Source organism: Clostridium oceanicum (assembly GCF_039521385.1).
GTDB classification, from domain to species: Bacteria; Bacillota; Clostridia; order Clostridiales; family Clostridiaceae; genus Clostridium_F; species Clostridium_F oceanicum.
Map to the genome: position 1 here is coordinate 308,033 of NZ_BAAACG010000001.1, position 22,324 is coordinate 330,356.

Consider the following 22,324-nt stretch of genomic DNA (forward strand, 5'->3'; position numbering starts at 1 on the left):
TATTGCTTTAGATTAGTAAGATATCTTTAGTGACTTGATTTGAATAAAATAGTTTGATAATCAAACTATTTTAAATAAATATTAAAACATCATTGAACTAACAAAAGAGGGGGATATTTTTTATGACAGCAGAAGAAATAAGAAGAATACGTGAACTACAAGAGCAAAACAGAAACAAAGATCCAGAACAAGTATTAATAGAAAAAGTTGAAAATTTAAGAGCTTTATATGAAGGACACCATGTAACACTAACACAGGTAATGAATGCAGAAAGAGAATTAAGAGAGTGGAGATTAAGAAATGAAGCTTCTAATCAGATTCAAGCATCTAACCAAAGACAAATGGAAGCTTATGATGAATTGAGAGAAAGAAATTTAAATCCAAATTATGATGAATTACAATCTTTAAGAGAAAGACGTGATACATTAATAGAGGAAATAGAAAATAGAAAAAGAGATTTAGGAGCACATGAAAAAGATTATTGGTCAACAGATGATGGCAAAGTATTATATGAAAGACATGTGGATGCAATATATGATTATGAAAGAGAACTTCCAGGTATTGAAGATAAAATAGAGCAACTTTATATGGAACCAAGAGAAATTTATCCAGATAGAGAATCAGTACAAGTCTATGATCCCTATGGAATCCTTAATTCTCAGGAAAAAGAACAAATAGTATCAAGAACATTTATTTTAAAATTAACTTCAGAAGAAGAAAGATTAATAGAAGAGAGAAGAGCATTAAATGAAAGATTAGATAGAGAGTTAGAAAGAGAATTTTTAAGACAAAGAAGACAAGAAATATATGATTTTTTAAACGTAGAACAATATTCTAAGTTTGATGCTTTAGTAAGTCAAGCAGAACAAAATATTGAATCACAGATTTTTGAAGGGAAAGTTACTTTAGCACAAGAAGATGAACAAGAATTACAAGACCAGGCTCAAATGATTTTTGATAATTTAGATTTAACTGAAGATCAAATGACTGAAATAAATCATTTAACTGGTAGAGAAAGAATTGGACTTGCAGCACTTATTAGTGGATCTATTAGTGGAGGTCTTCAAATAGGAGCTATAGCTTCTAATCGTCCTATAAGTAATGTTCCAGGACTTTATTCTAAATGGATAGGAGATACAGCAGGACTTGCTATGATAGGAAATGTAATTTATAGAGCAAGAAAACAAGCGGAAGATGGATTAGATACTGATGAAATTATGCTTCTTGTAAGTGATGGTACTAGAGTCATAGTATCTGCTGGTAAGATTGTATTAGGATGGGCACAGGTTGCTGTTACCCCTGGCGAAAATGGAGAAAGTTTCTTTAAAAGATTATCTGAATCATACACTACACCATCTACTTTAAATCCTAGACCATCAAAACCAACTACTAATGTTCTTGTTGATGCAGATTTAGGAAGAGTTTCTACTACTTCAGGAATAAATAGAGATAATTTTATGAATACACCAGATGAAGTTTTAACAAGAGTATTTCAAAAAAGGCCACCTTTAACACATAGTCAATCTATGACAAATCTTGGTGGAAATTCCATACCTAGTGGTGGAAGTACTTCTACAGGAGGAACAAGACCACATCTAACACATAGTCAGTCTATGCCTAATCTCCCAGGAGGAGGTTCTACTGGTGGTAGTAATACTGCATCAGGAAGAATAGGAAAAGCTGCAGGGGCTTTAAGTTTAATAGCAGATGTAGCTTGGCTAGCTCAAGCTGCTCAAGATTTAAGTGACGAAGGTTCTAATCCAGATGCTAGTAAAATAATGAATGTAGTAGGCGCTGGTTTATGTGTAATAGGAGACGCTATATCTTTTGCAGGTCCTGTTGGTGAAATAGTTGGAACTATAGTAGGTGGAATAGGTTGTGCAGTTGCATCTATAGGAAGCTTATGTGATTTAGGACCAAATTCGAGTAAAGAAGAAGTTTTAAAAGCCGTAGGTGATTTTGCTCTTTCTTTTGGAGGTCCTTTAATGCCTAATATAAATGCTGTGGAACAAGCAATTATGTATCAACATCTTAAAGATAATGCAGACAATGATATAGATGAAGATATATATGATTCTTTCCATAAAATATCATCATTAGATGCTACACCTATTATTAACTTTTTTCATGGAATTTATGATGATCAAATAAGAAGAGAACAAAGAGAAGAACTTATGGAAAGATACGGCAACTTTGATAATATGATGAAAGAATATATTATTAATGATTCAGAATTTCAAAATAATTTAAATAATGCCCATGATTTCTTAAAGGAAAATGCACATACTACTCACACTCAATTTTTAACAGCTTATCTTACACCAGAACAAATAAATCAATTATTTAAAGATGAACAATATCATAGGGCCGGGTATGATGTACGAAGTATCCAAGATAATTTACAAGTAAAAGGAGAAGAAGTTGACGGTGCATATAAATTAGAAACAGCAGCCGGTGTAAGTGTACTGCCAGCAGGAGCTAACTTGAAAAACATAGATGGAAGAGAAGTATTAGATACTGTTTCTTTAGGATATGGGAATGGAAGAAATACTATAACAGATCAAGAAGGAAATGAGGTAGAAAATCCTAGAGTTATAGATACTTCTACTCAAATATCTTATAGTAATGATCAATTACAAATGTTTAGTACAGAATTTAAACATAGACATAGAGAGAGATATGTATCAGGTTACACAAGTGGTGGTTGTATTCCAGGAGCTTGTAATGTTGGTAGAGATCCTATTTATAGTTATAGAGAGGATCCTAGATATGCAAGATTTAAATGTTGGATAGATGTAGTTGATGATATGAGCGGTATACAGAGAATAGCAAATCCTGGAGATTTAACACCGGAAGAAGTTAGTAGTCTACCAGAAAGCCAAAAAATGTTGTATTCTTATCATAATAGGACTATAAATGCAACACTTCTCCCTATAAATAACAGAGTTATATCTACTATATCAGACATTATATTCCCTAAAATCGAAACAAAAGCAGGGGATGATGATGTTATATTAGCTAATGTAGAAAGAGTTTATAATGATGGAACTGGAGATAGTGTAGTTAGAGTATTAGCAGATGGTGGAGAAGGAAACGATGTTTTAGATTTAACTAATGTTAAAGAAGAGGGTATAGAAGGTTTCAATTTTGAATATTCAATAAGAGATAATTATTTAGAATATAATAGGGAAAATAGTGATGGTAAAAATTATGACTTAGATTTTTATAATTTTGAACAGATAAGACTTGGAAAAGATTTAGATAATACTGTTACTATAAAAGACGGGTCTGATATTACTTTAGAAGATGATGAAAGTTTAGAACAAATAGGAATAGTAGGTACTGAATCTAGAACAAACAATATTGATTTTTCAGGAGTAACAGGTAAAAAACTTTATTTTGCAGGTAATATAGATTGTGAAAATACAGTTAAAGGTACAGAAAATTCTGATACAATAGTTATTCCAGACCTTAAACAAGATTCTCAGGGAAACGGATTTGCTAATATAGAAGCAGGAGCTGGAAATGACTTTATAATAGGGGGTAACTTCAAAAACAGCGTAGAATCTAAAATAGGAAATACAATTCACGGAGGAGATGGAACTGATTATATAAAAGGTTCTGGAAATTACAATTTACTTTATGGAGATTCTGGAGATGATGTAATCCATGGAAGTAATAAAGAAGGATCTTATAATGAACTCTTTGGTGGCGAAGGTGTTGATATTCTTGTAGCTGGAGAATATGGATCCATACTAAGAGGACAAGATGATAATGATGTTATTATAGGAAAAGATAGTGCTGATGAACTTTATGGAGATTCGGGAAGTGATTATCTTATGGGTGGAAAAGGAAATGATCAAATCTATGGAGATATAGGGAATGATTATATTGAAGGCCAAAATGGAAATGATATGATAAATGGTGGAGAAGGAAATGATTATCTAAAAGGAAATGAAGGACAAGATACATTCTGTTTTGGAAATAATTTTGGAACTGATGTAATTGCAGATTATGAAGAAGGCGATGTTATAAAATTTGAAGATGATTTAGGTCGTGCAGGAAATGACATGCTTTCAGTATATATCTTGAAAAGTGAAGAAAAAGATTTTGTAGCATTACTTACAGACCAAGGTTGTATAAAAATAAAAGGAGTAGATAGCGCAGATTACTTAAGTTTTAATTTTGGAGATTATTATTTATCAACTCCTTCAGATGTAGAAACAAGATTAGGTGAATGTATGACATTTGAAGAATACTCAGCACCGTTCTTACCACTTGAAGAAGAATCACAAATAGCAGCAGCACCACCAGTATCAACCTCTCTATCATATTCAACAGAAAATCAATATACAGAAGCTTTTAGTGGAAATAATTTAGAAACACCATCAAATCTTCTTGTTAGCTAATATACTTTTATGATTTTATAAAATAACTATATTAAATTTTAAAATATGTTAATAATAAAAGTTTGGCTTTAATTGGAAATAGGATTAAAGTAATTAGCTTATTATTTATAAAGCTTAACTAAAAATTTAAAACGTTAATTTATGTTTGTCTTATATGCTTTTGAAAATCTCGGGTCTAGATAGAGGGATTAACGTTTTTAAATCCATAAAAAATCATATTATTACTAAAACTAATTGTATACATTATTCTAATAATTTAAGTATAAATAAGTAGGTGAATTTGTGTGAAAAGCAAGTTTACCTACTTATTTTAACTTTTTTAAACTTTATACTATCCTTAAAAGTTCAATTTTTCAGTAAAATATATAGCTTTTATTAAAGATTTATATGATTTTTTACTTATTATTTATTTTAATATGCCTAAATTATAAGTTTACAAAAAAGCTTTAGTGCTTTTTTGATATAATATTTATATGATATTTGTATTTTGCGCATAATTATAATTGAATGTAGTTTTAGTTTATTATCCTAAGAAAGGAGATAAAGGATATGCAAGAAGCTATAATAAAAAGAGTTTCAAGAAGAACTTATAAAGATGTATATATAGACAAAGAGAAAAAAGATCAAATACAAAAATGGATTAAAGAAATAAATAAAAAATCAGGATTAGCAATTATATATGTAGAAGATGGTAGCAAAGCTTTTCAGTCTTTTTCTAAAACTTATGGAATGTTTAATAATGTTCGTAGTATTATTTTACTTAAAGGTAAGAAAGATGATGAAAATCTAAAAGAAAAAGTAGGATATTATGGTGAAGAGCTAATTCTTAATATAACAGATATTAATCTTGGAACATGCTGGGTAGGCGGAACCTTTGATGAAAAAAATATTAATAAAATAGATAATGATGAAAAACTTGAATGTATTATAACTGTAGGAGTTGTTGAAAACAGAAAATCATTTAAAGAAAAGCTTATAGGATCACTAACTCATATAAAAAGAAAACCAATAAATAAGAGGTTTGAAAGCAAAGAAACACCTCCAAGTTGGTTTATGGAAGGAATGAAAGCAGTTGAATTAGCTCCAAGTGCATTAAATTCTCAAAAAACCATTTTTACATATGAAAATGGAGATGTGAAAGCAAAAATAGAAAATAACTATAGATTTGATATGATTGATTTAGGTATAGCTAAAAAACATTTTGAAATTGAAGCAGATGGAAAGTTTGACTTTGGAAATGGAGGAAAGTTTCATAAAAATAATAAATATTAGTAGATTAATAATCTATATTAAGTTTTGAAAATGAAAATTTAATATAGATTTTTTTGAAAAAAATAAAAGTATTCTATATTAATTTACATAATTATAATTATGTAAATTAGATTAAATGTAAACTTAATATTAAACCTAAAATTAAAATAATAACTAAAATTGAAAGTATTAAACTTAAATAAATCATCTTCTAAATGTTGTAAAATAAAGAATCTTGTGGTATTATTTATATTAAAATTTATATAAAACTCATAAAAAAGGAGAGCTATTATGAAATTAGCAAATTTAATAGGAATTATTTTGGTTGCTTTTTTAGCAGGTGGATTCTTAACTTTTTTAGGGGCTATAATAAGGTTTTTTAATGCAGGAGATATGCTTAATTTTTTTGATGATAAAAAACATGATAAATATAAAACCTTAAAATCTAGTAGTATTCAAAGAAAGGGTTATGACATTAATGAATTACTTTTATGGAACTTTGATTGCAGAGTTAATTTTTTTTACTTTAATTATGTATAAAATAATAGATGTTTTAAAATTATTTTTAAAAAATAAGAAAAAACGATATTTAGTATTATTAGTTGTATTAATTCCATTATGGTTAAGTCTTTTTTATCAAAATACATTTCCAAAAATTAAAGATATAAATAATGCTTTCAATAAAAATATATTAGTATATAAAGGCACTGTAGAAAAAACTTATATATCAGGACAATTTAATTCATTTATTTTAGACGGTAAAAAATATCAGTATAATCCTTGGAAATTTAAGCCTAGAGAGGGGAATAAATATAAACTTTTTTATTTACCTAATAGTAAATTTGTTATGAAATATGAAAAGAAGAACTAAAAAAGTATATTTGAATTTTGTGTAATAACTAAATAATATTATTAAATTATTATATAAAATACATTAAAAAAGGTAGTTAAACTATAATATATAATAGTATTTTAAAAACTAGTACACTTACTAAATATACTATAAAGAAAGGTTTTGGATTTATGAAAAGCGAAAAAGAAAAAATGTTAACTGGAGTTTATTATAATGCCTGTGATGAAGAATTAGTTAAAGAACGAGAATATGCCCAGGATTTAAACTTTGATCTTAATAATATAAGGCCAAGTGAAAGAGAGAAAAGACAAGAAATCTTGAAAAAATTAATCATTGCTAAAGGAGCAGTTCATATTGAATCACCTTTTAATTGTGATTATGGTTATAACATTGAAGTAGGTGAGAATTTTTATGCTAATTATGGATGTACTATACTTGATTGCAATAAGGTTAAAATAGGAGATAATGTACTTTTAGCTCCTAATGTACAAATTTATGCTGCAACTCATCCAACTAATCCTATAGAAAGGCTTGCTGGTAAGGAATATTCTAAACCAATTAGTATAGGAAACAATGTTTGGGTTGGCGGTGGAACAATAATATGCCCAGGAGTTAAAATTGGCGATAACGTAACTATAGGAGCCGGTAGTGTTGTAACTAAAGACATTCCTAACAATGTAATAGCCCTAGGAAATCCATGTAAAGTTATTAAAAGTATTTAATTTTAATGTTTTAGGTAACCTTTTAATATCTGTGTATTTTAAAGTTATTAACTATTTTTATAAAAAAACAGAAAAAATTACGAAAAATCAATAATAACGTTTACATACAGTATATGTTTTAACAGTGAAAGCATATACTGTATTTGGGTAAATAAAATAATAAATTTCTTTTTTATAGTTAGTTTATTTAATTAGCAGAATAATTTGGATGGTAAAGATAGGCTAGTTTTAAATCCCTTTTACATATAAATTAAAACTAAAATTAAAGTTTATTAAATTGGTTTTAGTTGACAAAAGAACAACAAACATTTAGGATAGTTTATATGTGAAAAAGAAATGGAGATGAAATATTTGGACAGTTATATTGGACTTTATAATAGGGATGATTTAAACACTATGAAATTAGCTCAAACATGCAAATCTACAGGAGCAAGCAGAATTGAGGAAATAAAAAGATTTGCAATTCAAGCAGGATATAAAAAAATTGGTATAGCATATTGTGTATCAGTAAGTAAATATGCTGAGCTTTTAGAAGATTATTTAAAAGATACTTTTGAAGTAATTAAAATTGATTGTAGATGTGGTAAGATACCTTCTTCAGAATTTGTTAGTGGAGGAAAGGGATTGTCTTGTAATCCGGCAGGACAAGCAAAAATACTTGAAGAAAATGATACAGATTTTAATATAGTTATGGGGCTTTGTTTAGGACATGATATTATTTTTAATAATAAATCAAAAGCACCTACTACAACATTATTTGTAAAGGATAGAACTAATAATCATAATACAATTGAAGGATTTAATAATTTATAAAAAGAATATTATAAAAATTTTTGGACAAAATATAAAACCAAATTTATTTTGATGTTGTTGTTTGTAAAATATGAAATATAATTATTTTTATACTCAAAATGTATCTTAGTTACAAAAAACTAACCTTAGATTTTATTTTTAAAACTTAAGGTTAGTTTTTTTATATTTAAAATCTATACTTATCATAATAGAAAATATTTATTTAAAATGGTAGAATATAGAATGATTTTATTAATATAATGAATTTATATATTTAAGCAATGTTTAACAAGAGACAAATCTTAAATTAATTTGTAATAGTAATTTATTGATTTTATTATTAAAATGTACTGTTCTCTATGTTATTTGTACTTAATATTTACTTAGCATTATCAATTAATCATATCAAAAAAATGTTTTAATGGAATACATAACTTGATTAGAAATTAACGTCTTACTTTAATTTTTATTATTAAAAGTTAAAGTAAGGCTATTTTATTTGCCATTTTTTAAATTTGATTCTAAATTACAATGAAAACAAATAAAAATAATTTATTTAATTTAAAAATGTATAACAAAATATGATATTTTTATATAAAATTCTTCCTATAATAATTATTTTATGGTATATTATGTATATAATGGATTATTATAATATGAAAACTTTGTAGATTTAAGTGCTTTATGTTTAATTATTTTAAAAGGATTAATTTTAAATAACTGACACATAGTTTTATATTAAAAATTCAAGTACTTTATAAAAAATTGAATAATGGGAAGGTGACCATCGTGAAAAACTTAACAATTAAAGCTAAATTAATATCAGTCTTTACTTTTTTATTAATTATTTTGATGGGAGTAGGTTTTTACTCCATAAAAACCCTTAAAGAAGTAAGTAATAATTCTTCAGAAATATCAGATTTAGCTATTCCGGCAATTAAATATTCAGGTAATATTAATACTATGACTTCAGATTATAGAATTTTAGAATTAGAACATATTATAGCTACTTCTAATGAAGAAATGAATGATTTAGAAAAGAAAATGGATGAAAAAAACACTGAGATAACTAAAGCATTATCTGAATATGAAAAGACAATTATTACATCAGAAGATAGAGAGATATATAGTTTAGTTGAGAGTGAATGGGACAAGTACTTGAAGGTTCATGAAAAAACATCAGCGTTAAGTAGAAAATTAAAAACAGAAGAAGCTATGAGCTTAACTAGAACAGAAGGTAAGAAAGCCTTTGATACAGCTAGTAATGCACTATTGAAATTAAGTGAATTTAATGATGATTATGCTGAAAAGACAGTTGATAAAGGGAATTCAGCTTATAATGAAGCTAAAAATTTTCTTATAGCTATTATAATTTTATCAGTAATACTGGCTGCTATTTCAGGATTTATAATAATAATGAGTATTTTAAAACCTATAAATATCTTGAAAAATGAAATAGAAGCCTTAGCGAGTAAAGGCGGAGATTTAACGCAAGAAATTAAAATTTCTTCAAAAGATGAATTTGCTGTTCTTGCAACTGCTGTAAATAAGTTTTTAGTTAACTTAAGAAATATAATAATTGAAGTAAATGAAAATACAGCTGATACTGTTAAAACTGTAGCTGACATTAATACAAATATGATAAATTTAAATGTTCAAATAGAAGATGTGTTTTCTACTACAGAGGAATTAGCCGCTGGTATGGAAGAAACAGCAGCTTCTACAGAAGAAATGGATGCAACTGCTAATGAAATTACTTCAGTTATAGAGGATATGGCAAGTAAAGCAAAAGATGGAGAAGATTCATCTAAAGAAATAAATGATAGAGCTTCAAGTTTAAAAGATAATGCAATACAATCACAACAGGATGCTAATACAATATATGTTAACGCAAAAACAAGACTTGAAAAGGCAATTGAAAATTCAAAAGTAGTTGAACAAATAAATGTACTTTCAGATACAATATTACAAATATCTTCACAAACAAATTTGTTAGCTCTTAATGCAGCAATAGAAGCTGCAAGGGCTGGAGAAGCAGGTAAAGGCTTTTCTGTAGTAGCAGATGAAATTAGAAAATTAGCAGAGCAATCAAATGATACTGTGGTAGAAATTCAAAAGGTTACAGGTACAGTAATAGAGGCAGTTTCTAATTTATCTAATGATTCTATAGAAGTATTAGATTTTATAGATACAAAGGTTGCAAAAGATTATGAATCTTTACTTGAAACTGGAGATCAGTATAGTAATGATGCTATCTTTGTTAATAATTTAGTATCTGAAATCAGTGAAAATTCACAGGAATTAACTACTTCAATGGAATGCATGGTAAAGACAATGGATGGAATATCTGCATCAGCTGTGGAGGGTGCTCAAGGAACTAATAATATTACAGAAAAACTTACAGAAGTTTCACAAAAGTCTAATGAAGTAATCGATGAAGCCAAAATTGCTAAAGAAAATTCAGATAGACTTTTAAGTGTATTATCTAAGTTTAAAGTGTAAATTTAATATATATTTTAAATTTTAAAATATCTCTTGAATCTTTTTATAAAAATTCAAGGGATATTTTTTATAAAATTTAAAAAATGATAATGATTTTCATTTTCAAATTATAAAATTTATGTTATACTATCTAAGTAAATTATATTAATTAAAATATTAATACTTACCGCGGCAATAGGTTATTTATATGGAGGTTTTTTATTATGGCAAAAATGATGGGCCCACGTTTTAAATTATGTAGAAGATTAGGATTAAATGTTTGTGGCCATCCTAAAGCAATGGATAGAGCAACAAAATTTAATAGTAGAGAAGCTAAGAAACTTTCTAATTATGGACAACAGCTTCTAGAAAAACAAAGATTGAGATCATATTATGGAGTTTTGGAAAAACAGTTAAAAAAATATGTAAAGAAAGCTATGAAAAGTTCAGAAGTAACAGGAGATGTTTTAGTTTGTAGCTTAGAAAGTAGATTAGATAACCTTGTTTATAGAATGGGATTTTCATCATCTATTCGTCAAGCAAGACAATTGGTTAATCATGGACATATATTAGTTAATGGTAAAAAAATAGATATACCCTCTTATGAAGTTAAAGTAGGAGATGAACTATGTCTTAAAGAAAAATCAAGAAAAAATAAAATGTTTGTAGATAATTTCCTTAATGGAAATGGATTTAATATAAGCTATATAGAACTAGATAAAGATAATTTTAAAGGGAAACTTGTAAAATCTCCACAAAGAGATGAAGTACCTATAAAAATTAACGATCAACTAGTAGTTGAGTTTTACTCAAAATCTCTTTAATTGACTAATCTTATTGACCTTACATTAAAAGTGAGGTCAATTCCTTTACTATGATTTAATAAAATATTTTAAATAATGAATAAAGAAAACTAAATTTTTAGGATTTTATGCTATTTTTAAGAAAGAGGGGAATAAGGGTGCAAAAAAGGTATGATAACTATTATTATTGGGAACATATGATAACTAACAATAAACCAGTATGGAAAGATTGTTTTGAAAACTTGTCTTTAACTAAGAATTCAAAATTTATTCATACTGGAATAATTAATTATGATAAAAATATTATAGAAGATAATTGGGCTTGTTATCCTAATGCTAAATCTATGCTAGGATTTATACAATATGTATTTATACCAACAGCATTTTTTACATGGCTAAATAATGAATTTGATGAAGTTGTTATACCTATTGCATCCTCTTATAATATATTAGATCAAATAAAAGAATTTGATAAGGAAAAAAATGAGTATCTAATATCTAATATGAAAGAAGATATAGAATCATTAAACAACTTTTGGACTTTAAATGAGGAAGAGTGTTTTAAATCTTTAAAGATTTTTACAAAAAAGTTTAATGAAAAATGGCATAAAGAAAACAAAAAAATATTAAAATTAAGTGTTTTTCAGAGTCCTAATGAAATAGAAGAGTATGTAATGCCTGAGAATGATGATATATTTATAGAAGTTTTAGAAGAAGAAATAGGTTTAAGTAAAAAAGAATGGCAAAATGTTTGTAAAAATGTATATCACAATGAATTTGTAAAAAGTAAATTTATAGATATACTAAACTATAAAGTAGGATGTTTAGTTTAATGTGTATAAGAGATATAAAAAAACTTAGTTTTTATATCTCTTTTTTTTGAGCAAGTTTATAATTTTTAAATTTATGCTTTTATTATAATTTCTTTAATAGACATCTTTACTTTAATTATTTTTATAGAGACTAATTACATTAAATATAATTGTTATCAATTCTATAAAACAAATATTTTTCTACCCTTTAGTAAGTGTGTTAAAATAAGATATATTTAAATTGTAAAATTAGCCAAATAATCAGTGTGCTATGTTTTATAAAGGAGGTATATTTATGAAAGTAATTGCACTTATAGAAAATAAAGCTAAAGGTCACCTTAAAAGTGAACATGGATTAGCTGTCTATATTGAGTATAATGATAAAAAGTATCTTTTAGATACAGGTAAGACAAATAAGTTTAGTGAAAATGCTGTTGAATTAGGTATAGATTTAAATGAAATAGATGTGGGAATACTTTCACATTCTCATTATGATCATTCTGGTGGATATAATGTGTTTTTTAGTAAGAACCAAAAGGCCAAAGTATATATTAGAAAAGAAGCTAAAGAATTATGTTATAGTAAACTAGGACCTTTGAAACGTTATGTTGGTATTCCAAAAGGGATTTTAAACAAGTATTCAGATAGATTTATTTATATAGATAAAGATTATAAAATTGATGAAGGTGTGTGGCTTATTTCACACAAATACAATAATTTAGAAAGTAAAGGTAAAAAAGCTCACATGTATCGTATGAGTAAATATGGATTAAAACCTGATGATTTTAAGCATGAGCAAAGTTTGGTATTTGAAACTAAGGAAGGCTTAGTAATATTAAATAGTTGTTCTCATATTGGTATAGATAATATTGTTAAAGAAGTAAAAAAGACTTTTAAAGATAAAAAAGTATTAGCTGTTATAGGAGGATTTCATTTAATGGGAATTATAGGACCAAGTTCTATGGGACCTACCAAAGAAGAAGTAGAATTTCTTGGAAAATCTTTGACTTCCCTTGGGATAGAGCATGTTTATACTTGTCACTGTACAGGAACCCCTGCTTATAAGGTGCTCAAAAATACATTAGGAAATAAAGTAGAGTATTTTAGTACTGGAACTGTTATAGAATTTTAAGTGGGAAAATAGTATTTTTAATATATATGGTTATTATGGTATTATACATTTTACTAGAATTATATAGAGTGATTAATTACATCTTAGTTTGTGAAATTATAGTAGCTATTGCAAGAGCTATAGTATTTGCTATTATAATATTTATAGGTACATATAAGATTAAGAAAATATTATATGATTAGATAAATCTGTAAGTAAGTGTAAGTTAAAAAGATATATAACCCTATAAAGATAAAATATATCTAATTAATAATATTAATTAAGTAGTGTAACTAAGATCTTGTTATAAGTTAACTTAAATATTTAAAATATACTTAATAAGCAACTTATTAATAGAATAAAGAGGTGCTAATATAATGAAAAAAGGCAGAATGTTTGAATTAATAGTTTTAATATTAATAATTTTAATTAATATAATCTCATATAAATATGTTCCAGAAAATATGGCAATTAATTTTTCTTTAACAGGTAAGGTGAATTACAGTGTAAATAAAATTATAGGATTAAGTATAATTCCAATGGTAGCATTATTAATGTTTTTAATAGGATTTTTACCTTCAGAAAAAAATGATAATAAATTAGCTACATATGGTATTTACGGTATAATATTATTTTTGAATATAGTTATGATAAAAGTAAATATGTCACTATAAGTTGCTATAAAATTTAAGAATTTAATAGTTCTTTATTTGAGAAGCAATTAAATTTAAGGTTAATAAGGATTTCTTTAATTGCTTAAATACTGGCATTAATTCTATTAGTTATATAGTTTTAATTTAATATTAAAAACAAAAGACTTAACTATAATCAATTAAAAATTCAATATATATTGAAGGGAGAATTTTAGTGATATGCTTAAAGAAATTGAAATGAGAAGAAGTATAAGAAAATATATTGATAAGGAAGTTGAAGAAGAAAAACTAACCCAAATACTTAATAGCGCAAGGCTTGCTCCTTCAGGGAATAATACACAACCTTGGCACTTCATTGTGATAAAATCAGAAAAGAATAGACAAAAATTAGCCTATGCATCCCATAATCAAAAATGGATGATGTCCGCTCCAATTTTTATAGTATGTGTAGCAGACATATCCTCTAGAATAAAAGATACTAAAGAAATATGTTTAGATGAAAATACTAAAGAAAAAGAACTAAAAAAAATAATAAGAGATACATCAATTTCAATTGAACATATGGTTTTAGAAGCTGAAAATTTAGGATTAGGTACTTGCTGGGTAGCTTGGTTTACCCAAGACGAAATTAGACCACTTTTAAATATACCTTCGGATAAATATGTAGTTAGTATTATCACTCTTGGCTATAAAGATGAAAATCCAAAAGCTAGACCAAGAAAAAAGCTTGAAGAAATAGTTCATTATGAAAAATGGTAAAAATTCATAAATGGTAATATATCCAGCAATTTTTAAAAAGAAGATTGCTGGATATATTTAATTTTACGAAAGTGAAATACGAATCAATAGTTGGAAAAATTTATTTTACTTTATCTAAAATTTAATTATTTTTTTAAAGAGGTTATAACTCAGATTAAACTTTAAAGGAAAATAATGTTTTGTTAATAATCTATTTACAAATAAATAAAAAATATGTATAATTACCATATATTATACACATTTAAGGGGGAAGCTAGAATGTTAAATGCACTTACAGGAATATTATTCTTTATAGGATTGATTGGTTTTGCAGTTATGACTATAAGAATGATTATTAACCATATAAGAAAAATGGATAATAAAAAAAATAAAAAGTTGTTGTTTGGATTTTTAGGAGTAATGTTTGTTTCTATATTTATCAGTGCTCTTCTACCAAACTCATCTAATGAACTATCAGCTAGTAAATCTGCTAATATATCAAGTAATGATGAAAAATTACTAACAGCAAGTGATAAAAAATTATTGAAAAAGAATTATAGCCAATTTAATGGTTACGAAAGAACTCAATTTTCTGAAATAGAAGATAAGTATAAAAAAATGAAAGAGAAGGATAAAAAAAATATTAAATCTGATTATGAGAGACTATTAAAAGAAAAAGAAGTTCAAATAAAAAAATGGGAAGAAGAAGAAAAGAAAAAAGAACAACAAAAAAAAGAAGAGGAAAAAAAGAAAAAAGAGGAATTCATCAAAAAAAATACCAAAACATTATCAGCAGGTCAATATACAGTTGGAGAACATTTAGATGAAGGTCAATATATGATAACATTTAATGGGTCAGGAAACTTATTTGTATATGGTAGTGATGGGCAATCAGTAGTAAATGAAATAGGTGGTAGCGATTTAGGAATAAGTCAATATAAAGTTACACTAGTAAATGGATGGAAAATAAAAATTTCAAGCATGTCTATAAATATTAAGCCTATTGAAAGTCAATTACGTTCATATAGCAATTTTGAACTTCATGCAGGTTACTGGATTGTTGGTCAGGATGTAACAGCAGGTAGATATAAAGCCTCTGTAGATAGTGGATCAGGTAATTTCTTTGTGTATGATGAAAATGGGGCACCTAAGACAAATGAAATTTTGGGAAGTGATTTAGGTGTAAAAGAAGTTATTATTGATTTAGAAGATGGAGATTTAATAAATATAAGTTCTTTGAATCATGTTAAATTTTCACCTGAAGAATAAAAATAATTACATAATAAATATAATACAAAAAAGTGTCTTATTATAAAATAAAAGGCACTTTTTTATTTTGAATTTATTTACAAATAAGCCTGAATGTTATATAATTCTAACATGAGTTATAAATACATAACATTTGTTAGAATTATGTAACAGGAGGAATGACATGAAAAGAGTACTTAGGTTAAAAGAAAAAACAATATTAAGAAATGGAATGTTAGCATTTATTTGGATCGTTTTAGGACTAGTTCGAATTTTTAAACATAGCATGGTTTTAAATGTTTTAATGTTTACAGGTTTATTAGCGCTTTTAGGATCGTTTTTTATAGGAAATCTTATAAAAACAGAATCACAAGATGAAATGTCAAAATATAATGAGAGTAAAGCTAAACTAAAAGTATATAAGATTTTATTTTATTTGAGTATGGGAATTTTTATAGTTACTGCAAAAGGAGCATGGTTTCTTGATTTTAAATTAATATTACCATTCTTTATAGGAGCAGCTTATTTACTTGAATTTATTCTTTTCCTTTTTTATGAAGAGGTTGGTGCTTAATATGGTAAAACTAAAGACCAAGATACATGAACTCCGAAAAGAAGCTAATATGAAGCAAGGAGAACTAGCAAAATTAGTAGGAGTAAGAAGAGAAACTATAGGACATTTAGAAAATGGGAAATACAATCCTTCATTAAAACTAGGAATGGATATTGCTAAAGTTTTTGGGAAATCAGTAGAAGAAGTTTTTCAGTTTATAGAAGATGAAAATGATTAAAATAAATTATATATAAAAAAGTCCTGATTACAGTATGGGGCTTTTTTAATATATACAAATTTATAAAATAAAAACATATACAATATTTATTTAAAATCTATTAACTAGGCTTTTTTATGTATATGCTATACTAGTATTAAAATCAAATAAGAATTAAGACTTATGTTTTTTTATAATTGTTATTTGATATCTATTAATTATTAGATTGTAATAAAAGTTAGGATGATACAAGTTATGAATAAGACAATAGGAATACTAGCTCATGTAGATGCAGGTAAAACTACATTGGGAGAACAGATATTATACCACACAAAGAGTATTAGAAAGAGAGGAAGAGTAGATCACAAAGACTCTTTTTTAGATAATCATACAATTGAAAAAGAAAGAGGAATAACAGTATTTTCACAGCAGGGAAAATTTAATTATAAAGATTCTACATATTATCTTATAGATACTCCAGGCCATATAGATTTTTCATCTGAAATGGAAAGAGCAATTGAAGTTATGGATTATGCTGTAATTATAATAAGTGCAGTTGAAGGAATTCAAGGCCATACAGAAACAGTATGGCAACTTTTAAGAAAAGATAAAGTTCCAACATTTTTCTTTATAAATAAGATAGATAGAGTTGGAGCAAATACTGAAAGTGTAATAGAAGATATAAAACTTAATTTTACAGAGGAAACATTTCTTATACCTAAATCTTTAAATAGTGATATTTCTTCTCAGCTTATAGAATTTATTGCAGAGCGAGATGAGGTATTATTTGAAAAATACTTAGAGGATGAGTATGAAAAAAATCTATGGATAAATTCAATGAAAAAACTCATCAAGGAAAATAAATTTTTTCCTTGTTTTAGTGGCTCTGCACTTCAGGACATAGGTATAGAGGATTTTTTAGAGAATCTGCATACTTTAACTTATACAAAATATAAAAAAGAAGAAGAATTTAGTGGAAGAGTATATAAAATAGCTCATGATGAAAAAGAAAGCAGATTAACTTTTATAAAAGCATTAAGTGGTAGGTTAAAAGTTAAGGATGAAATTTATATAGAAAAGGATCAAGGTAAATTTTATGAAAAAGTTAACGAAATAAGAATATATAATGGTGATAAATTTGTAAAAGCAGATGAGGCTAAAGCTGGAGAAATTTTTGCAGTAACGGGGATAACTTCTCTTAATACTGGAGATGGAGTAGGAACGTTAAATGATAAAGCGATTTATGATATGGTTCCAACTTTAAAATCAAAGGTTATATTTGATAAAAGTTTAAATGTAAAAGAGGTTTTATGTAAATTTAAAATATTAGAAGCGGAAGATCCTGCTTTAAATATAGTTTGGCATGAAAAACTTCAAGAAATTCAAGTTTATATTATGGGAATTATTCAATTAGAAGTTTTAAAAAACTTAGTAGAAGAAAGATTTAACTTATCAGTAGATTTTGGTCCTTGTGAAATCTTATATAAAGAAACTATTTTAGATACTGTTACAGGTTATGGACATTTTGAACCTTTAAAACATTACTCAGAAGTACATCTTAAATTAGAACCTGCTAAGAGAAATAGTGGTATTTCCTTTGAAAACTCATGCCATACAGATGATTTAATAGTAGGACATCAAAATCTAGTAAAAACTCATATTTTTGAAAAAGATCACCATGGAATTTTAACAGGATCCCCTATAACAGATATAAAGATAACACTTTTAACTGGTAGAGCTCACAATAAACATACTAGCGGAGGAGATTTTAGAGAGGCTACATATAGAGCCTTAAGACAAGGACTTGAAAAGGCTAAAAATGTTTTATTAGAGCCTTATTATTCTTTTAAAATGGAAGCTTCCTTAGATTCAATGGGAAGAATTTTATCAGACATACAAAAGCTAAAAGGTACCTTTGATCCTCCAAAAACAATTAAGGATAGAGTTATTGTAAAGGGAAGAGGTCCTGTTGTAACTTTTATGAATTATCCTGTAGAGTTTAATTCATATACAAAAGGGAAAGGAAAAATTAGTTTTACATTTGAAGGATATGACGTTTGTCATAATGAAGAAGAGGTTATAGAAAAAATAGACTATGACAAAAATGCAGATATTGATTATACATCAACTTCAGTATTTTGCTCTAAAGGACAAGCATTTTTAGTAAAATGGGATGAGGTAGAAAAATATATGCATTGTTTAAAATAGAATACTTGGTAAATGTATTGATGTGTTAAATAATTTTTATAGATAAGTATTTTTTAATATATGTAACTTATTAATAATCTAAATAACTATATATGAGGTGACACTATGGATTTATTATTAAAACAAAAAGTAGATTTAATGGTAGAAAATTATTATGAAATTAGAGATTCTTTTGCATTTGAATACAGTATAGTAAAACATTTTATAGCTATGAATTTAGCATCTAAAAATAAGAGCGTAAATATTGATGAAATTAAAGAGATAAAAAGTTATATAAAAAAAGAAGTAGGGCTATTTTCTAATTTTAGAGGTACAAATTTATTAACTTTAAGTAGTCTTTTGTATTTAGAATATGATTACAAAACATACTTTAAAAACATGCAAAATGTATATAAAAAGATGAATGATGTAGGTTTTAGAAAAACTCAATATTTACCTTTAGCTGCCTATTCTTTAGTTAAATACTGTTCTATGTATATGTGGGATGAAAAGATTAGTCGAATGAAGAGTTTTTATTGTAAAATGAAAAAAAATCATTTTTGGTTAACTTCATCAGATGACTATGTTCTTGCAGCGGTTCTCGCTACTTCAGATTTAGATATAGAAAAAAGTACTGAAGAAATGGAAAAATGCTATAAATTTTTAAATAAAAAGGGATTTTCTAAAAGCGATGGTCTTCAAACTCTTTCACAAATACTTACTTTTGGAGAAGAAGATTCTGAAATTAAGTGTAATAAAGCCTTATCTTTATTTACTAAATTAAAGAATGAAAAATGTAAATTAAGATATGATGGGTTAGGATCTTTAGGTGTATTAACTCTTATATCTCTTGATGAAAACAAAATAGTAGAAGAAATAAAAGAAGTTTATAATTATATAAAAAGTAAAAAAGGATATGGAATGTTTAGCATTCAAAAATCCTATGTATCTATGCTAGCCGCTTCTTTAGTGGCAGATTTTTATGTAGAAAAGGCTAAAGATGGATTAATGGATATAACTTTGGCCAATAGTATAAATGCTATAGTGATTGCACAACAACAAGCAGCTTTAGTAGCAGTTTGTGCAGCATCTGCAGCAGCTTCATCATCAAGTTCATAATGTGCTAAATTATAATAAAGAGTAGTTTGAAAATAATAAACTACCCTTTATTATAAAAAGATACATAGTTTGTTATTTTTAAATTAATTAGGAAATAATAATTTGTATACAACATAATACTTATGTTGTATATTATTAATAGATTTTTTCTAATAAAATAATAAAATCGATTTAATTATAAAATATTTTTAAATGGTATCTTCTGCATTAGAAGGATCCATATGTTTAACTAGAGATAAAATAAAAGAATTTGTTATAATTAATTAATATTTGATAATTAGGAGAATATGCTATGAAAAATACTAAAGATTACGATTGTCTTTTTTCTCAAAAATATATTTTAAAGAATGATGAAAATAAGACTTTATATAATTATGAAAAGTTTGATCTTTTAAAGGACTGTTTTAATTTTGCAATTGAAAATATTAAATCTATTCCTAATGAAGGGCTTTTAATACTTTCTACAGAAAGAGGATATTTGATTTCTGCTTATGATTTTAAAAATAAATCTTTAGTTTATGAATATGAAGGAATGAGTTTTAAAGAAAAAGCTACTTTATCTTTAAATATACATATAAGAAATAAAGAAATCAATATGGTAGATGAAAATAAATATGTTCTACATTTTATTTCAAATGAAAAACTTAATTATATAGAAAATATGCTAAATGATATTTCAAAATCCATTGAAGGAATAGTTAAAATATCAAGGAAGCATTCCTATTATGGAGATATGCTTTTAAAAGCTATTGATAATGTAGATGATGCTATTACATACTGTGATAAGAATGGTATTGTAAGGTATGCAAATAAAGGATGTCTTGAAATATTAGATACAAATAAAGAGGATGTTATAGGTAAAGACCTTAGAGAAATAACTACAGGAAAACCTATTTTACTTGAAGTACTTAAAAATAAAAAAAGTATAATAGATATTGAATATATTCTTAAATATAGAGGAAAAGCATTTCGATTTATAAACTCAGGATATCCAGTATATTCAGATAAAGGTGAAATACTTGGAGCTATTGATATATATAGAACTATAGAACGTTCAAGAAAGTTTGTAAGTAATATGGCAGGATATCAAGCTTTCTTTAGTTTTGACCATATAATAGGAGAAGATAGAAAGACTGTTGAGCTTTTAAATATTGCAAAGATATTTGCTAAAAGTGATGAAACAATCCTTATACTTGGTGAAAGTGGAACAGGAAAAGAGCTAATTGCTCAATCTATACATAATTATAGTAATAGAAAAGATGGGCCTTTTATTGCACTTAATTGTGCTAATTTTCCTAATGATCTTATAGATAGCGAATTGTTTGGATATAGTGAAGGAGCATTTACAGGAGCTAAAAAAGGAGGAAAGCAAGGAAAGTTTGAACTTGCAAGTGGAGGAACGCTTTTTTTAGACGAGATTGGAGAAATGCAAATTCATCTTCAAGCAAAACTCTTAAGGGTACTTGAAACAAAATGTATAACTAGAATAGGTGGAAATAATCAAGTTAAGATTGATGTAAGAATAATTGCTGCTACAAATAAAAATCTTGAGAAATTAGTTGAAGAAGGTAAATTTAGACGTGATCTTTATTATAGGCTTAAGGTACTTTGTCTTGAAACACCGAATCTTAGAGAACGTGGAAATGATATAATTCTTTTAGCAGAATATTTTATAAGACACATTTCTAGTAAATTAAATAAAAAGAATGTAAAAATCACTGATAAGGGAAAAGATCTTCTTTTAAAATATTCTTGGCCAGGAAATATTAGAGAACTTGAAAATGCAATGTCAAGAGCGCTTTTTATATGTGATACAAATCTAATAACAGAAGAAACTTTGATTAAAGCAGGTATAAAAGATTCTGAGTATCATGAAATAATAAAGAGAGATAGAATAAAAATAAATAGACAAATTCTTATTGAAACTATGAAAAAAGTTAAAGGAAACAAGAAAAAGGCAGCAGAAAAGCTTGGCATTTCAAGACCAACATTATATAAAATGCTAAAAAGATATGATTTAGATTAATATCAGATTATTGAGAATTAAACTTACAAGCCTATTTAGCGCAGTTTATAAGTAGAATTCATTTTTAAAATAGATAATCATTTGATTTTTAGTGTAAATACATTACATGTAAACTATTTACACTAATATAATATTTAAATATAAGGAATTAAAAACATAAGAAACCATATAGGGTGTAAACACTTTACACTCTATATGGTTTCTTATGTTTTTTTAATATAAAAGATATTTATAAAAAATAAGACTATAGGTGCTTTTAAGCTATGCTAAAAAGAGTATTTTTATCTTTGGCATAAAAGTTGCTTTTAAAGATAAAAAAGAAAAATATTATTGAAAATTATTTTTAAGA

At 26.3% G+C, this 22,324-nt stretch carries 18 protein-coding genes; all 18 read left to right on the forward strand.

Going from position 1 to position 22,324, the window contains the following annotated elements; translation table 11 throughout:
* The first annotated feature begins 122 nt into the window (after positions 1-122).
* The 18 genes from ABDZ71_RS01440 to ABDZ71_RS01525 all read left to right on the forward strand — a co-directional run bounded on the left by ABDZ71_RS01440 (position 123) and on the right by ABDZ71_RS01525 (position 21,975).
* The gene (locus ABDZ71_RS01440) at positions 123-4,409 is read left to right on the forward strand and encodes a hypothetical protein (RefSeq protein WP_343758107.1); all 4,287 of its coding nucleotides are present in this window, start codon (positions 123-125) and stop codon (positions 4,407-4,409) included.
* 549 nt (positions 4,410-4,958) lie between these two features.
* Positions 4,959-5,681 carry a nitroreductase family protein gene (locus ABDZ71_RS01445; RefSeq protein WP_343758109.1) on the forward strand — a complete coding sequence of 241 codons (723 nt, stop codon included), beginning with the start codon at positions 4,959-4,961 and terminating at the stop codon, positions 5,679-5,681.
* Positions 5,682-5,951: 270 nt separating this feature from the next.
* Positions 5,952-6,200, forward strand: coding sequence for a hypothetical protein (locus ABDZ71_RS01450; RefSeq protein WP_343758111.1), 249 nt, complete (start codon positions 5,952-5,954; stop codon positions 6,198-6,200).
* Positions 6,139-6,531 carry a hypothetical protein gene (locus ABDZ71_RS01455; protein WP_343758113.1) on the forward strand — a complete coding sequence of 131 codons (393 nt, stop codon included), beginning with the start codon at positions 6,139-6,141 and terminating at the stop codon, positions 6,529-6,531. Before ABDZ71_RS01450 ends, ABDZ71_RS01455 begins: the two co-directional genes overlap by 62 nt.
* Positions 6,532-6,683: 152 nt before the next feature.
* Positions 6,684-7,235: a sugar O-acetyltransferase gene (locus ABDZ71_RS01460; RefSeq protein WP_343758115.1), complete on the forward strand. Its 552-nt coding sequence runs from the start codon at positions 6,684-6,686 to the stop codon at positions 7,233-7,235.
* Positions 7,236-7,586: 351 nt separating this feature from the next.
* Positions 7,587-8,048, forward strand: a complete 462-nt coding sequence (locus ABDZ71_RS01465; RefSeq protein WP_343758116.1) for a DUF1847 domain-containing protein — start codon at positions 7,587-7,589, stop codon at positions 8,046-8,048.
* A gap of 768 nt (positions 8,049-8,816) precedes the next feature.
* On the forward strand, positions 8,817-10,529 hold the full coding sequence (locus ABDZ71_RS01470; RefSeq protein WP_343758118.1) for a methyl-accepting chemotaxis protein: 1,713 nt from the start codon (positions 8,817-8,819) through the stop codon (positions 10,527-10,529).
* A gap of 203 nt (positions 10,530-10,732) precedes the next feature.
* Positions 10,733-11,332 carry a 30S ribosomal protein S4 gene (gene rpsD / locus ABDZ71_RS01475; protein ID WP_343758120.1) on the forward strand — a complete coding sequence of 200 codons (600 nt, stop codon included), beginning with the start codon at positions 10,733-10,735 and terminating at the stop codon, positions 11,330-11,332.
* A 137-nt stretch (positions 11,333-11,469) separates the two neighbouring features.
* Positions 11,470-12,144: a hypothetical protein gene (locus ABDZ71_RS01480; protein WP_343758121.1), complete on the forward strand. Its 675-nt coding sequence runs from the start codon at positions 11,470-11,472 to the stop codon at positions 12,142-12,144.
* Positions 12,145-12,418: 274 nt separating this feature from the next.
* Entirely contained in the window at positions 12,419-13,255 is an 837-nt protein-coding gene (locus ABDZ71_RS01485; RefSeq protein ID WP_343758123.1) for an MBL fold metallo-hydrolase, read from the forward strand.
* Between the two features lie 356 nt (positions 13,256-13,611).
* Positions 13,612-13,908 (forward strand): DUF1648 domain-containing protein, encoded by a 297-nt coding sequence (locus ABDZ71_RS01490; protein WP_343758125.1) that lies wholly within the window; start codon positions 13,612-13,614, stop codon positions 13,906-13,908.
* Between the two features lie 198 nt (positions 13,909-14,106).
* On the forward strand, positions 14,107-14,646 hold the full coding sequence (locus ABDZ71_RS01495) for a nitroreductase family protein (RefSeq protein WP_343758127.1): 540 nt from the start codon (positions 14,107-14,109) through the stop codon (positions 14,644-14,646).
* Positions 14,647-14,904: 258 nt separating this feature from the next.
* Entirely contained in the window at positions 14,905-15,894 is a 990-nt protein-coding gene (locus ABDZ71_RS01500) for a hypothetical protein (RefSeq protein ID WP_343758129.1), read from the forward strand.
* A gap of 163 nt (positions 15,895-16,057) precedes the next feature.
* Positions 16,058-16,447 (forward strand): hypothetical protein, encoded by a 390-nt coding sequence (locus tag ABDZ71_RS01505; protein ID WP_343758130.1) that lies wholly within the window; start codon positions 16,058-16,060, stop codon positions 16,445-16,447.
* 1 nt (position 16,448) lies between these two features.
* On the forward strand, positions 16,449-16,664 hold the full coding sequence (locus ABDZ71_RS01510; protein WP_343758132.1) for a helix-turn-helix transcriptional regulator: 216 nt from the start codon (positions 16,449-16,451) through the stop codon (positions 16,662-16,664).
* Between the two features lie 234 nt (positions 16,665-16,898).
* Positions 16,899-18,851, forward strand: a complete 1,953-nt coding sequence (locus tag ABDZ71_RS01515) for a GTP-binding protein (RefSeq protein ID WP_343758134.1) — start codon at positions 16,899-16,901, stop codon at positions 18,849-18,851.
* 105 nt (positions 18,852-18,956) lie between these two features.
* The gene (locus ABDZ71_RS01520) at positions 18,957-19,949 is read left to right on the forward strand and encodes a DUF4003 domain-containing protein (protein ID WP_343758136.1); all 993 of its coding nucleotides are present in this window, start codon (positions 18,957-18,959) and stop codon (positions 19,947-19,949) included.
* A gap of 292 nt (positions 19,950-20,241) precedes the next feature.
* Positions 20,242-21,975 carry a sigma-54 interaction domain-containing protein gene (locus tag ABDZ71_RS01525; protein ID WP_343758138.1) on the forward strand — a complete coding sequence of 578 codons (1,734 nt, stop codon included), beginning with the start codon at positions 20,242-20,244 and terminating at the stop codon, positions 21,973-21,975.
* The last annotated feature ends 349 nt before the right edge of the window (positions 21,976-22,324 follow it).

What these genes read in the sequence shown, in the direction of transcription:
- ABDZ71_RS01440 (WP_343758107.1), top strand. Translation starts at nt 123, where the DNA reads ATGACAGCAGAAGAAATAAGAAGAATACGTGAACTACAAGAGCAAAAC.
- ABDZ71_RS01445 (WP_343758109.1), top strand. Translation starts at nt 4,959, where the DNA reads ATGCAAGAAGCTATAATAAAAAGAGTTTCAAGAAGAACTTATAAAGAT.
- ABDZ71_RS01450 (WP_343758111.1), top strand. Translation starts at nt 5,952, where the DNA reads ATGAAATTAGCAAATTTAATAGGAATTATTTTGGTTGCTTTTTTAGCA.
- ABDZ71_RS01455 (WP_343758113.1), top strand. Translation starts at nt 6,139, where the DNA reads ATGAATTACTTTTATGGAACTTTGATTGCAGAGTTAATTTTTTTTACT.
- ABDZ71_RS01460 (WP_343758115.1), top strand. Translation starts at nt 6,684, where the DNA reads ATGAAAAGCGAAAAAGAAAAAATGTTAACTGGAGTTTATTATAATGCC.
- rpsD (WP_343758120.1), top strand. Translation starts at nt 10,733, where the DNA reads ATGGCAAAAATGATGGGCCCACGTTTTAAATTATGTAGAAGATTAGGA.
- ABDZ71_RS01485 (WP_343758123.1), top strand. Translation starts at nt 12,419, where the DNA reads ATGAAAGTAATTGCACTTATAGAAAATAAAGCTAAAGGTCACCTTAAA.
- ABDZ71_RS01490 (WP_343758125.1), top strand. Translation starts at nt 13,612, where the DNA reads ATGAAAAAAGGCAGAATGTTTGAATTAATAGTTTTAATATTAATAATT.
- ABDZ71_RS01495 (WP_343758127.1), top strand. Translation starts at nt 14,107, where the DNA reads ATGCTTAAAGAAATTGAAATGAGAAGAAGTATAAGAAAATATATTGAT.
- ABDZ71_RS01500 (WP_343758129.1), top strand. Translation starts at nt 14,905, where the DNA reads ATGTTAAATGCACTTACAGGAATATTATTCTTTATAGGATTGATTGGT.
- ABDZ71_RS01505 (WP_343758130.1), top strand. Translation starts at nt 16,058, where the DNA reads ATGAAAAGAGTACTTAGGTTAAAAGAAAAAACAATATTAAGAAATGGA.
- ABDZ71_RS01510 (WP_343758132.1), top strand. Translation starts at nt 16,449, where the DNA reads ATGGTAAAACTAAAGACCAAGATACATGAACTCCGAAAAGAAGCTAAT.
- ABDZ71_RS01515 (WP_343758134.1), top strand. Translation starts at nt 16,899, where the DNA reads ATGAATAAGACAATAGGAATACTAGCTCATGTAGATGCAGGTAAAACT.
- ABDZ71_RS01520 (WP_343758136.1), top strand. Translation starts at nt 18,957, where the DNA reads ATGGATTTATTATTAAAACAAAAAGTAGATTTAATGGTAGAAAATTAT.
- ABDZ71_RS01525 (WP_343758138.1), top strand. Translation starts at nt 20,242, where the DNA reads ATGAAAAATACTAAAGATTACGATTGTCTTTTTTCTCAAAAATATATT.